Below are 12,537 nucleotides of genomic sequence, written 5' to 3'. Positions count from 1 at the left end.
CGGCTCAGCCGCCCGGCCGGGGGTCGGCCCCGGCCCGCGGGGGCGGCGGCCGGTCGCCCAGCGGCAGCTCGGCGACCACCCGGAAGCCGCCGTCCGGGGTGCCGCCGGCGGCGAACGTCCCGCCGCCGGCCGCGACCCGCTCCCGCAGCCCCTCCAGCCCGGTGCCGGGCCCGGGCACCGGCGCCACCGGGCGGCGCGGGGCGGCGCAGCCCACCGCCACCCGGAGCGCGCCGTCGGCCACCCGGAGGTCGACGGTCACCGCCGCGCCCGGCGCATGCCGGCGGGCGTTGGCCAGCGTCTCCTGCACCAGCCGGTAGCCGGTCAGCTGGACCGGCCTGGCGACCCGCGCCAGCTCGCCGTCGGTCGTCAGCCGCACCGGGTTCCCGGCCTGCCGGGCCGCCGCCACCAGCGGCGGCAGCTCGGCCAGCGTGGGCGCGGGGGCGCGCGGCGCCTCCTCCGGCGCGCCGTTGCGCAGCAGCCCCAGCAGCTCCCGCATCTCGACGGTGGCCTGCCGGCCGGCCGCGGCCAACGCGTCGACCTGCTCCCTGGCCCACTCGGGCAGGTCGCCCGACCTGGCCCGCATGGTCTCCGCGTGCACCACCAGCAGGGTGAGGGAGTGGGCCACCACGTCGTGCATGTCCCGCGCGATGCGCACCCGTTCGGCGGCGGCGGCCCGCTCCGCCAGCAGGTGCCGCTCGCGTTCCGCGTCGGCGGCGTGCCGTTCCATGCTCAGCAGCCGCTGCCGGTGGCTCTGGGCCAGCACGCCGAGCCCCCACACCACCGGGATCGGCGCCAGCGCGGCCAGCACGTCCGAGCCGCCGCGCCAGTCGCTGCCCGCGGTCGCGTGGTTGACGGTCACCCCGACGGACACGATCAGCGTCCCGGCGACCAGCGCGGTCAGCGCCTGCGGCACCGAACAGCGGGCGCCGACCGCGTAGATGGCGAACGCCACCGGCAGCACCGCGAGGCCGGTGAGCTGCACCTCCCGGGCGGCGCACCAGACCTCGGCGACGGCGAGCACCACGAGCACCGCGGCGAACCCGCCCAGCGGCCAGCGGGCCCGCTGGGCGAGCGCGACCAGCACCAGCACGGAGTAGAGCGACAGCGCGCCGTACGCCAGCGGGTCGGTGTCGGTGGTGGCCTGGTCGATCAGGGCCGGGACGACCGCGGCCGGGCCGACCAGGGCGTTGCGCAGCCGTGGCCAGGGCAGGTGGGGCTGGGGCATCGACCGATGCTAGAAGAGCCTCCGGCCGCCGGCATCGCTCCGGAGAGTGAGTCCCCGGCCGGACGCGTCCCCCGCGCTGGTCCCCGAGGACCAGTCGGCCGCCGGCGAGACCGCTCCCCGGGGCGACGCGCCGGCCCGGCCGCGCGGGGTTGGATGCGGAGATGCTCGACGTACCCACCCAGCCACACCCGGCCCGAAGCGCGGGAGCGGCCCGCACCCGACTCGGCACCGCGCTCCGGCGCGGCAAGTGGCCCATGCTGCTCCTCTGGATCGCGCTCGCCGTGCTGGCCACCCCGCTGGCCGAGCGGCTCGGCGAGGTGGAACGCGACGACGCCGCGGCCTACCTACCGACCGGTCTCGACTCCAGCGAGGTCGCCGACCTGCTGGAGCCTGACCCCGACCAACCCCCGGGCGCCGAGACCGCGATCGTGGTCTTCGCGCGCGACGGCGAGCCGTTGGACGCCGCCGACCTGGCGGCGGTCGAGGCCACCCGCGCCGCGGCGGCCGGGCTCGACGTGCCGGGGCTCGGCGAGCCCGGCGCGACCGAGACCGCCGAGGACGGGGCGGCCGCGCTGTTCACGCTCGACGTGCGGCCGGCCGACGAGGAGTCGGCGGACGACGCGGTGACCGCCCTGGTCGAGGGGCTCAGGGCGGTCACCGCCAGCACGCTGGACGACGCGGACCGGCCGGGGCTGACCGGCCGGGTGGCCGGCGAGGCCGGCATCGACGTGGACAACGACGGCGGCGACGTGGACGCCGCCCTGATGCTCACCAGCATGGCCATCGTGGCGGTGCTGCTGCTGGTGATCTACCGCAGCCCGCTGCTCTGGCTGGTGCCGCTGATCACCGCGCTGCTCGCGGTCCAGGTGTCCAGGGGCGCGGCCTACGGCCTGGCCGAGGCCGGCCTGCCGGTCACCGACATCTCCTCCGCCATCCTGATCGTGCTGGTCTTCGGCGCCGCGACCGACTACGCGATGCTGCTGCTCAACCGCTACCGCGAGGAGCTGTCCCGGCACGCGGACCGGCACGAGGCGATGGCCGAGTCGCTGCGCCGCACCACCCCGGCGCTGGTGGCCAGCGCCGGGACGGTCACCGCCGGCCTGCTCTGCCTGCTGGTCGCCGACCTCGCCGGGCTGCGCGGCCTCGGACCGATCGCCGCGGCCGGCGTGCTGGTCGCGCTGCTCGCCATGCTGACGCTGCTGCCGGCGATCCTGGTGTGCGGCGGGCGCTGGCTGCTGTGGCCGCGGGCGCCCCGGCCGGGGGCCGAGCGGGGCGCCACCGAGCACCGCTTCTGGGGCGGGGTGGCGCGGGGCGTCGGCCGCCGCCCGAGGCTCGCGGCCGGCTCCGTCATGCTGCTGCTGGCGGTGGGGGCGCTCGGCCTGACCTCGCTGTCCACCAGCGCCGACCCGCTGGACAAGGTGCCGCCGGGCAGCGAGTCCGTCGAGGGACAGCGGCTGATCGCCGCGCACTTCCCGCAGGGCCTCGCCGCGCCGCTGCGGGTGGTGCTGCCGGCGTCGGCCGACGGGGCGGCCGCGGTCGCGGCGGCGGAGCTGGCCGAGACGGTGCCCGGGGTGGCGCTGGCCGAGGTGGGGCCCGAGGTCAGGGGCCACCCGACGCTGGTGGTGCCGCTGGCCGTCGACCCGTACGGCGACGCGGCGCGGGCGGCGATCGACGCGCTGGACGCCGCGCTGAACGAGGCCCAGCCGGGGACGCTGGTCGGTGGCACCCCCGCGGTGCAGACCGACTACGAGGACACCGCGCTGCGGGACACCACCCGCATCGTGCCGCTGGTGCTGCTGGCGGTGACCGTCATCCTGGGCCTCCTGCTGCGCTCGCTGGTCACGCCGCTGGTGCTGCTCGGCACCATCGTGCTCTCGCTGCTCGGCTCGCTCGGGGTGTCGGCGCTCGTCTTCGAGCACGGCTTCGGCTTCGGCGGGGTGGCCGGCGACATGTTCGTCTACATCTTCGTCTTCCTCGTCGCGCTCGGCACCGACTACACCATCTTCCTGATGGAGCGGATCCGGGAGGAGCGGCGCCGGACGAGCACCCGGGAGGCGGTGCGGATCGGCCTCACCACGACGGGCGGCGTCATCGCGGCGGCCGGCCTGGTGCTGGCCGGCACCTTCTCGGCGCTGGCCCAACTCCCGGACGTGACGGTGGCGGAGGTCGGCATCGCGGTCGGCATCGGCGTCCTGCTGGACACCCTGCTGGTCCGTTCCCTCCTGGTGCCGGGACTCGTCACGCTGCTCGGCGACCGCGCCTGGTGGCCGTCGCGGCCCGGGCGGGAGAAGGCGGAGGGGGCATCGGTGGCGGGGCGGGAAGAACCGGGGACGGGTGGGCGGGAGGAACCCGGCACGGATGGGCGGGAGGAACCCGGCACGGGTGGGCGGGAGGAACCCGGCACGGGTGGGCGGGAGGAACCAGCGGTGGCCGAGTGACCGCGGGGCCGGGCCGGTTTCGCCCGGTCCGGCCCCGATTGGGGGGCGTGATCCCGGTCACGTTCGGCGCGTGCCGGACCGTGACCAGGTAGGGGCTGGGAACAACCGGGCTCTTCCAGTAGTTTCATGGACGCACTACCGTACGGACTTTGCTAACGCATTACTCTGGTAGGCACGGCCGTGCCGTGCGGCCATGGAGGAGTGAGATGAGGAGCAGCAACCCGGTCTTCACGCGTCGGGGGTTCAGTCGGGACGGTGGCTACGCCGGCTTCAACGCCGGACCGCAGCCGCAGACCGGGAATCCGTACGCGGGGAGCCCAGCCAACCCCTACGCGCCGCAGCCGGGGAACCCGTATGCGCAGCCGCAGGTGGGCCCCGACGGCGGATACGCCCCCACCCGCCCCAATGTGATGACGATCGACAGCGTCGTCTCGCGCACCGCGATCACCCTGGGTGCCGTGGTCGCCGCCGCCGCTGTCGCCTGGGTCGCCGACCTGCCGCTGGGCCTGGGCATCGTGTTCGCCCTGGTGGCCATGGGTCTCGGCCTGTGGCAGTCCTTCAAGCGTGAGCCCTCGCCGCCGCTGATCCTGGCCTACGCCGTGACCGAGGGCCTGTTCCTCGGCGCCATCAGCAACGCCATCAACCAGGTCGCGCCCGGCGCCGCGATGCAGGCTGTCATCGGCACCATGGCGGTCTTCGCCGGTGTGCTGTTCATGTACAAGCAGCGCATCATCAAGGTCAACGCGCGCTTCACCAAGTTCGTGCTGGCCGCGGCCGTCGGCTTCATCCTGCTCTCCATGGTCAACCTGGTCGTCGCGCTCATCGGCGGCGGCAACGGCCTGGGCCTGCGGGACGGCATGCTCGGCGTCCTCTTCGGCATCGCCGGCATCGTCCTGGGCGCCTGCTTCCTGGCCCTCGACTTCAAGATGGTCGAGGACGGTGTCGCCTACGGCGCCCCGGAGAAGGAGTCCTGGCTGGCCGCCTTCGGCCTGACCCTGACCCTGGTCTGGATCTACCTGGAGTTCCTGCGGCTGATCGCCATCCTGCAGGGCGACTGACCGCCAGCGCCGGCGCCCCGCGCCGCCCGCTGACGCACGGCAGAGCCCCGACGAGTGCCACCACGGCACCTCGTCGGGGCCTCGCCGTTTTCTGGGCCTCCGGGGGCCGGCCCCGGCAGGGTGCCGGTCGGGCTCAGACCTCGAACTCCCGCCTCAGACCTCGAACTCCGCGACCAGCCGCAGCGCTTCGGCCAGCTCCCGGGTGGCCCGCTCCGGGTCCCCGGTGTGCCGGATGGCCCGGGTGAGGTCGTGCCCGGTGACGGTGATCTGGTCGCCCACCGCCCACAGCCCGGCGTCCGGCACCCGGCGGGTGCCGCCCTGGTGCGGCTGCTCAAGGAGCTGGGCCCGGCGGGTCAGTTCGTCCGCGAGGGCCCGGCCCCTGGCCGCCGCCCCGCGCCGCAGCCGGCTCTCCGGCAGTCGCCGCAGCCGGTCAACGGCCCGCTCCAACGCCCGTTCCAGCTCGGCCGTCTCCACCGCCGTCATCGTGTCGCCTCCCGCGCTCGTCCGCCAGGGAGCATCTCACGCCGCGCAGGACCGGCCGCTGTCCGGCCGGTCCTGCGGTCGGCCGGCCGCGCGGGCCGGCCGGGGGCCGTCGGGTCAGTCGCCGGGGCTGGCGGAGGCGACCACCCGGTCGGCCAGCAGGTAGACGCTCTCCTCGGTGCCGCAGGAGAAGGTCAGCGCGTAGGCGCCGGACACCGCCGAGCCGCCCATCAGCACCGGGGCGTCGCCGGCGCGCAGCGCGGTGGCGAGCCGCTCCGCCGCCTCCTGGTGGCTCGGGGTGAGGCAGAGCGTGGTGCCGTCGGCGAAGAGGAAGACGTCCAGGGTGCCCAGCGGGCCCGACCGCACGTCGGCCAGCGGCACCCGGGACTCGGCCAGCTGGGAGAGCCGGTCGGCGGTGCCCCAGGGGTCGCGCTGGCCGCCCCGGCCGGCGGCGTCGGCGCGCTCGGCCGGCTCGGTCCGCTCGACGGGCTCACCGGAGAGGGTGAAGCCGGGGTGCGAGGGGTGCCGGCGTCGGGCCGCGGCCAGCTCGGCTGACTCCTCCTCGCTACCGGGCGCCACCGGCCCGTCGGCCGGGCCCTCGAAGCCCTCGTCGTTCTGCCGGGGCACGAACGGCGTGCCCTCCCGGGCGCCGGGCGGCAGCGCCGAGTCGCTCAGCAGGTAGCGCTCCAGCAGCGCGTCCAGCAGCTCCTCGTCGTCGTCGGCGACCACGTAGCTCAGCCCCCGGCCGGCCAGCAGCCCACCCGGGCCCTCCTCGTCCCTGGCGTCCTGCTCGGCCCAGTACGCCCGGGCCTCGGCCAGCTCCCGCTCCCGTTCCTCCGCCAGCGCCGTGACCACCGCGCCCCTGATCTGGTCGGCGGACACCTCGGTGCGGGCGTCGGGCAGTCGGCCCGAGGCCAGCTCGGCGCGCAGCGCGGCCAGCTCGCCCCGCAGGGCGCGCACGGTGTTCAGGGCCAGGCCGCCGAGGGCGACGGCGGTGCCGGCGGACACCAGCAGGATGACGGATATGGCGCTCACGGACTCGCTCCCAGTGCTGTCGGTCCCTGACTTCTTATCTCAGGTTTCCGGGGCGCGGACACGGCGTGCAGTGCATAACGTCACGAACTGGACAGGTATTTGGTCCTTTACGCGCCCCCTGGACAGCGTTGACCTGCGCATTCACCGGCTCTGACCGGCATGGATCACATCCCGGGCCCGCTTCGGTCTCGCCCGGGTATACCGGCGGGGGCCGCCCGCCCCCGCCGGCGTGCGCCCCCCGCCGGGGCGCCCGGGGTCAGCTGAGCCGCTCCAGCACCATGGCCATGCCCTGGCCGCCGCCCACGCACATGGTCTCCAGCCCGAACTGCTTGTCGTGCCAGCGCAGCGAGTTGATCAGGGTGGCGCTGATCCGGGCGCCGGTCATCCCGAACGGGTGCCCGACCGCGATGGCGCCGCCGTTCACGTTCAGCCGGTCCAGGTCGACGCCCAGCTCGCGGTAGGAGGGGATCACCTGGGCGGCGAAGGCCTCGTTGATCTCCACCAGGTCGATGTCGGCGACCGTGAGCCCGGCGCGGGCCAGGGCGCGGCGGGACGCCTCCACCGGGCCCAGGCCCATGATCTCGGGGGAGAGCGCGGAGACGCCGGTGGAGACCACCCGGGCCAGCGGGGTGATGCCCAGCTCCCTGGCCCGGGTGTCCGACATCACCACGAGCGCGGCGGCGCCGTCGTTCAGCGGGCAGCAGTTCCCCGCGGTGACCAGGCCGTCGGGGCGGAACGCGGGCTTCAGGCCGGCCACCCCCTCCAGGGTGACCCCGCGGCGCGGCCCGTCGTCCGCGCTGACCACGGTGCCGTCGGGGGTGGTGACCGGGGTGATCTCGCGGGCCCAGAAGCCCGCCTCGATCGCCCGCTCGGCCAACTGCTGGGAGCGCACCCCGAACTCGTCCATCTCCCGCCGGGTCACGCCCTTCGCCCGGGCGAGGTTCTCCGCGGTCTGGCCCATCGCGATGTAGACGTCGGGCAGCAGGCCATCCGCGCGCGGGTCGTGCCAGTCCTCGCCGCCGTGCTCGGCGCGGTGGGCGGTGCGGGCCTCCGCGTCGGCGAACAGCGGGTTGTGGCTCTCGGCGCCTTCCCTGACGTAGGAGGAGACCACCTCGACCCCGGCGGAGACGAAGACGTCGCCCTCGCCGGCCCGGATGGCGTGCATGGCCATCCTGGTGGTCTGGAGCGAGGAGGCGCAGTAGCGGGTGATGGTGGCCGCCGGGAGGTGGTCAAGGCCCAGCTGGACGGCGACCACCCGGCCGAGGTTGTTGCCCTGCGGGCCCGACGGGGTGCCGCAGCCGAGCAGCAGGTCGTCGATCTCGGTCGGGTCGAGCTGCGGCACCTGGTCGAGGGCGGCGCGGACGATGGTGGCGGTCAGGTCGTCGGGGCGCAGCTCCTTGAGGGAGCCCTTGCCGGCCCGTCCGATCGGGGAACGGGCTGCGGACACGATCACTGCTTCGGGCACGGCTTCCTCCGGGGGTCGTCCACGGGGGCGGGCGTGGCACCCCCGCCCTCGAAGTTACCGACAGGTACGGGCTATGTCACGGGCTCGTTCGGCCGGCCCAGGCGCCCCTCGGGGCGAGCGCCGGCCGTCCGCGTCCCGGGCGCCGGCTCCGCGGCCGGGTCCGGCTCCACCACCGGCAGGGGGCGCCTGCGCCGGCGCTTGAGGAGCGCCCAGGGCGCGCGTCGGGCGCCGCGCTCCGCCGAGCTGACCTCCGTGCCGCCCTCCTGCGCCGCCCGCGCCGCCGCCCGGTCCACCGGCAGCAGCCGTTCCCCGCGGGGCGTCCCGGGCCGCCGCTGCTCGGGCCAGACGTCGAGCGCGGCGCAGAGCGTCGGGAGCACCGCCATCGCGGCGGTGGCGTAGCCGGCGGCCGAGGGGTGGTAGCGGTCCGGGCCGAACAACTCCCGCGGGTGCGCGGCGAACTCCGGCCCCAGCAGGGTGCCCAGCGAGACCGTCCGGCCGCCCAGCTCCACCACCGCGATGGTCTGCGCCGCCGCCAGCTGCCGGCACACCCGCCTGGCCACCCAGCGCAGCGGCTGCCCGACCGGCTCAACCGAGCCCAGGTCGGGGCAGGTGCCCACGACCACCTGGCAGCCGGCGGTGCGCAGCCGGGAGACCGCGGCGGACAGGTGCCGCACCGAGGTGGCGGGGGCGACCCGGCCGGTGATGTCGTTGGCGCCGATCATGATCACGCACACGTCGGGGACCGGCGCCCGCCCCGGCTCGGTGAGCAGCAGCGACACCTGCCGCTCCAGGTCCAGCGAGCGGGCTCCGGAGCGGGCCACGCTGTGCAGCTCGACCGGCCGCTCCGAGACCTCGGCCAGCCCGGAGGCGAGCAGCGCCCCCGGCGTCTGCCCGGCCTGGTGCACCCCGAGGCCGGCCGCCGTCGAGTCTCCCAGGATGGCCAGCCGCCAGGGAATGCCGGCAGCGGCGGCGAAGGCCGTGCCGTACACCCCGTCGGCCACCGGCGGCTCCTGCCGGACCGTGCCGCCGAGCACCTGCCGCCTGGCATAGCGTGCCTCGGTGAGCAACAGCCCGACGGCCGCGCCGCCGAGCAGGCTGATGCCGCCGCCCCCGTACGCCGCCGCCGTCGCGATCCGGCGCGCCACCCGCGCTCTCGACATCCCGGACACCGCCTCTCGTCGTCCGCCCCGTCACTTGTGTGGTGCCCATCACGGCCCGAGGCGCAACGCAATAGGGTGCTCTTCCCACGCCGTTCACTGCGGAAGAACCCGCCCCTGAAATGCGGAGAACCAGGTGCAGTATCACGAATCCATGATCGAACTGGTCGGCAACACCCCGTTGGTCAGACTCAACCGAGTGACCGAGGGGATCGAGGCCACCGTGCTCGCCAAGGTCGAGTACTTCAATCCCGGCGGGTCGGTGAAGGACCGGATCGCCGTGCGGATGATCGAGGCCGCCGAACGCTCCGGCGCCCTGCGGCCCGGCGGCGTGATCGTGGAGCCGACCTCCGGCAACACCGGCGTCGGGCTGGCCATCGTGGCCCAACAGAAGGGCTACCACTGCGTCTTCGTCTGCCCGGACAAGGTGTCCACGGACAAGATCAACGTGCTGCGCGCCTACGGCGCCGAGGTGGTCGTCTGCCCGACGGCGGTCGACCCGGAGCATCCGGACTCCTACTACAACGTTTCCGACCGGCTGGTCCGGGAGACCCCCGGCGCCTGGAAGCCCGACCAGTACAGCAACCCGGACAACCCCAGGTCGCACTACGAGACCACCGGGCCCGAGCTGTGGCAGCAGACCGACGGGCGGATCACCCACTTCGTCACCGGCGTCGGCACCGGCGGCACCATCTCCGGGACGGGCCGCTACCTCAAGGAGGTCAGCGGCGGCCGGGTCCGGGTGGTCGGCGCCGACCCGGAGGGCTCGGTGTACTCCGGCGGCTCCGGCCGGCCCTACCTGGTCGAGGGGGTCGGCGAGGACTTCTGGCCCTCGGCCTACGACCGGGACGTGGCCGACGAGATCGTCGCCGTCTCCGACAAGGACTCCTTCCAGATGACCCGGCGACTGGCCCGCGAGGAGGGGCTGCTGGTCGGCGGCTCCTGCGGGATGGCGGTGGTCGGCGCCCTCGAGGTGGCCCGCAAGCTCGGCCCGGACGACGTGGTGGTGGTACTGCTGCCGGACGGCGGGCGCGGCTACCTCAGCAAGATCTTCAACGACGAGTGGATGGCCGACTACGGCTTCCTGGAGGGCGGGGAGCCCACCACCCGGGTCGGCGACGTGCTGCGCGGCAAGGACGGCGGGCTGCCGTCGCTGGTCCACATGCACCCGGACGAGACGGTCGGGCAGGCGATCGAGGTGCTGCGCGAGTACGGCGTCTCGCAGATGCCGGTGGTCAAGCCGGGCGCCGGGCACCCGGACGTGATGGCCGCCGAGATCGTCGGCTCGGTGGTCGAACGGGAGCTGCTGGACGCCCTGTTCACCCGGCGGGCCGCCCTGGACGACCGGCTGGACCAGCACCTGAGCCCGCCGCTGCCGCACGTCGGCTCGGGCGAGCCGGTGGCCGACCTGATGGCCACGCTGCACGGCGCGGACGCCGCGGTGGTGCTGGTGGAGGGGAAGCCGATGGGGGTGGTCAGCCGGCAGGACCTGCTGGCCTTCCTGGCCGGGCAGCACTGACGGCGCGCGGCGGGCGATCGGTCGGGTCGGGAAGCGATCGGTCCCGGTCGAAAGCGCACCGGAGGGCGCCTGGCGGGCGATCGGTCGGGTCGGGCGCGGGGTCCGATCCGACCGGAGAAGCGATCGTCGGTCAAGCGATCCCGAAGTGTCACGGCCGGGCAACGCGTCGTTAACACCGCTCCGGCAGAGTTCTGGGTGTCGGCACCAAGGACCTCCGGAGCGGCTCCCGGACCTCCCTGGTCGCCCGGACACGAGGCCACGACCCGGCCCGTGTCCCCGCGGGGACCGCCGTCGTCCCGCCCTCGGCCCTGTGCCGGGGTGCGGCGGTCCCCGCCAGTCCGCTTCTCCCGCCCGGCTCCGTGCGGCCTCCCGGTCCCCGGCTCTCGCCCCGCCCCTCACGCCCGTGCCGAACGGCCAGGCCCGGGGCGGGCGTGAGGGTCACTCCCAGTCGGACTTCTTCGCCCCGTCGCCCCCGCGCAGCAGGGTGTGGCCCAGGAAGCAGGCGTTGACGCCGACCACGCCCGTCCAGCAGACCAGCAGCCCGGCCAGCCCGGTCTGGACGGCGGCGATGGCGGAGAGCGGGATCGCCAGCACCAGGGAGAGCGCGGCCAGGCCGAAGGCCACCCCAGGCCCCTGGGCGTCGACGCCCCCCGAAGGGCGCCCGCCCCGCGCGATCACCATCTGCTGCTCGGCGACCTGCCGCCGAACCCGCTTGTCCACGGTGCTGTCGATGCGCTGCTCGACCTTCTCCAGGAACGAGTCCACCAGCTCCGCCTCATAACCCTCACCCAGTTCCTTACGGGTCTGCACGGCGGCTTCGAGATCCCGCTTCAGGTCGGAGTCTCGGTTCAGCTCGGGGTCACGGCCACTCTTCATGGCGCCACGGTACGGCGTCGTCGGCGGCGAGGACACGGGGGTTAGCCCCCGCATCCGTCGGCCGATCCGCCCGCGCCGGCCGGCGGCGCGGCTGCCTAGACTGACGCGGGTGAGTGAGGCGAGCGCGCGCTTGGCAGGGCTGTTCGACGGGCACCGGCTGACCCCCACCCAGCGGCGCATCGCGCAGGTGCTGGTCCGGCGGGCCGAGGAGGCGCCGTTCCTGTCCAGCGTGGAGCTGGCCGAGTCGGCCGGGGTGAGCCAGCCGTCGGTGACCAGGTTCGCGGTGGCCCTCGGCTTCGACGGCTACCCGGCGCTCCGGCGCCGGCTGCGGGAGGCGCTGCGCGGCGGGGACGGGACGCCGCCCGCCGAAGCCGCCGAACCCAACGTCTACCAGCAGGCGGTGCTGGCCGAGCTGGCCGCGCTCCGCCGGCTGGCGGCCGAACTGGCCGACCCCACCCGGCTGGAGCGGGCCGGCCGGCTGCTGGCCGGCTCCCGGCCGCTGCCGGTGCTCGGCCTGCGCGCCGCGGCGGCCGAGGCCCGGGGCTTCGCCTACTTCGCGGCCAAGGTGCACCCGGACGTCCGGCTCCTGGACGAGGGCGGGTCGCACCTCGCCGACCGGATCGAGCAGGCCGCCGACGCGGGGGCGGCCGCGCTGCTCTGCTTCGCGCTGCCGCGCTACCCGCGCGAGCTGGTCGGGGCGCTGGGCGTGGCCAGGACCCTGGGGCTCGACGTGGTGCTCGTCGCGGACAGCCCGCTCATCCCGGTCGCCGAACCGGCCGACCAGCTGTTCACCGCGCCGGTCAGCACGGCGCTCTCCTTCGACACGGCCTGCGGCCCGATGCTGCTCGGCCGGGCGCTGCTGGAGGCGCTCTGCGACGCGCTGCCCGACGCGCAGGCCCGGCTGGAGCGGTTCGACACCCGGGCGGCGGACCGGGACGTCTTCCTCGACTGACAGCGAGGATCGGCCCTGGCGCCGCTCGGGTCTGCCTCCTCGACTGGCTGCCTCCTCGACTGGCTGACGCTTCGGCTGGCTGACGCTTCGACGGGGTGCCGCTCGTGCTGTCCTGCCGCGGGATCGTCGGCCTGCTGGGCGGTGCCACCCGGCGGGTGGCCGGGCGGTCTTCCCGGGCAGTTGGCCGGCCGGGGCGGTCGAGGCGGCTGGGGCAGCCGGGGCGGTCGGCCGGGTGGCCGGCCCGGGGCGGTCGCGGGCGGTCGAGGGGCGCGGCCCGTTCCGCTGCGCGGCGCCCCTCGGAGGCGGCTGGGGCTGCCGGTCCGGCCGGCCGG

At 75.4% G+C, this 12,537-nt stretch carries 10 protein-coding genes; 4 read left to right on the top strand and 6 right to left on the bottom strand.

Annotated features, from left to right (window positions below; genetic code table 11):
- Positions 1-4 precede the first annotated feature (4 nt).
- The gene (locus RM844_RS29645; RefSeq protein ID WP_311670510.1) at positions 5-1,225 is read right to left on the bottom strand and encodes a sensor histidine kinase; all 1,221 of its coding nucleotides are present in this window, start codon (positions 1,223-1,225) and stop codon (positions 5-7) included.
- A 161-nt stretch (positions 1,226-1,386) separates the two neighbouring features.
- On the opposite strand from RM844_RS29645, the gene RM844_RS29640 reads away from it, so the two are divergent.
- A complete protein-coding gene (locus RM844_RS29640; protein ID WP_311670509.1) occupies positions 1,387-3,663 on the top strand; it encodes an MMPL family transporter in 2,277 nt (758 codons plus the stop codon).
- A 206-nt stretch (positions 3,664-3,869) separates the two neighbouring features.
- Positions 3,870-4,721 carry a Bax inhibitor-1/YccA family protein gene (locus tag RM844_RS29635; RefSeq protein ID WP_311670508.1) on the top strand — a complete coding sequence of 284 codons (852 nt, stop codon included), beginning with the start codon at positions 3,870-3,872 and terminating at the stop codon, positions 4,719-4,721.
- A 153-nt stretch (positions 4,722-4,874) separates the two neighbouring features.
- On the opposite strand, the gene RM844_RS29630 is transcribed toward RM844_RS29635, so the two are convergent.
- The 4 genes from RM844_RS29630 to RM844_RS29615 form a co-directional block, all read right to left on the bottom strand.
- Positions 4,875-5,204, bottom strand: coding sequence for a hypothetical protein (locus RM844_RS29630; RefSeq protein WP_311670507.1), 330 nt, complete (start codon positions 5,202-5,204; stop codon positions 4,875-4,877).
- A 114-nt stretch (positions 5,205-5,318) separates the two neighbouring features.
- Positions 5,319-6,236 (bottom strand): hypothetical protein, encoded by a 918-nt coding sequence (locus tag RM844_RS29625; RefSeq protein ID WP_311670506.1) that lies wholly within the window; start codon positions 6,234-6,236, stop codon positions 5,319-5,321.
- Positions 6,237-6,492: 256 nt separating this feature from the next.
- Complete coding sequence (locus RM844_RS29620; protein ID WP_311670505.1) at positions 6,493-7,701, bottom strand: acetyl-CoA C-acetyltransferase; 1,209 nt, start codon at positions 7,699-7,701, stop codon at positions 6,493-6,495.
- Between the two features lie 71 nt (positions 7,702-7,772).
- Positions 7,773-8,861, bottom strand: coding sequence for an SGNH/GDSL hydrolase family protein (locus RM844_RS29615; RefSeq protein ID WP_311670504.1), 1,089 nt, complete (start codon positions 8,859-8,861; stop codon positions 7,773-7,775).
- Positions 8,862-8,994: 133 nt separating this feature from the next.
- On the opposite strand from RM844_RS29615, the gene RM844_RS29610 reads away from it, so the two are divergent.
- Positions 8,995-10,377: a cystathionine beta-synthase gene (locus RM844_RS29610; RefSeq protein WP_311670503.1), complete on the top strand. Its 1,383-nt coding sequence runs from the start codon at positions 8,995-8,997 to the stop codon at positions 10,375-10,377.
- Positions 10,378-10,815: 438 nt separating this feature from the next.
- On the opposite strand, the gene RM844_RS29605 is transcribed toward RM844_RS29610, so the two are convergent.
- Positions 10,816-11,253, bottom strand: a complete 438-nt coding sequence (locus RM844_RS29605; RefSeq protein WP_311670502.1) for a hypothetical protein — start codon at positions 11,251-11,253, stop codon at positions 10,816-10,818.
- 109 nt (positions 11,254-11,362) lie between these two features.
- Here RM844_RS29605 and RM844_RS29600 point away from each other — a divergent pair, with 109 nt between their 5' ends.
- Positions 11,363-12,205, top strand: coding sequence for a MurR/RpiR family transcriptional regulator (locus RM844_RS29600; protein WP_311670501.1), 843 nt, complete (start codon positions 11,363-11,365; stop codon positions 12,203-12,205).
- The last annotated feature ends 332 nt before the right edge of the window (positions 12,206-12,537 follow it).

The organism is Streptomyces chisholmiae (genome assembly GCF_031845445.1).
In the GTDB taxonomy this organism is placed as follows: Bacteria; Actinomycetota; Actinomycetes; order Streptomycetales; family Streptomycetaceae; genus Streptomyces; species Streptomyces chisholmiae.
This window is presented reverse-complemented; position numbering and strand designations above follow the sequence as displayed.

Bases quoted from the DNA above. Each gene is read 5' to 3' on its own strand.
- RM844_RS29645 (WP_311670510.1), bottom strand. From the start codon at position 1,225: ATGCCCCAGCCCCACCTGCCCTGGCCACGGCTGCGCAACGCCCTGGTC.
- RM844_RS29640 (WP_311670509.1), top strand. From the start codon at position 1,387: ATGCTCGACGTACCCACCCAGCCACACCCGGCCCGAAGCGCGGGAGCG.
- RM844_RS29635 (WP_311670508.1), top strand. From the start codon at position 3,870: ATGAGGAGCAGCAACCCGGTCTTCACGCGTCGGGGGTTCAGTCGGGAC.
- RM844_RS29630 (WP_311670507.1), bottom strand. From the start codon at position 5,204: ATGACGGCGGTGGAGACGGCCGAGCTGGAACGGGCGTTGGAGCGGGCC.
- RM844_RS29615 (WP_311670504.1), bottom strand. From the start codon at position 8,861: ATGTCGAGAGCGCGGGTGGCGCGCCGGATCGCGACGGCGGCGGCGTAC.
- RM844_RS29605 (WP_311670502.1), bottom strand. From the start codon at position 11,253: ATGAAGAGTGGCCGTGACCCCGAGCTGAACCGAGACTCCGACCTGAAG.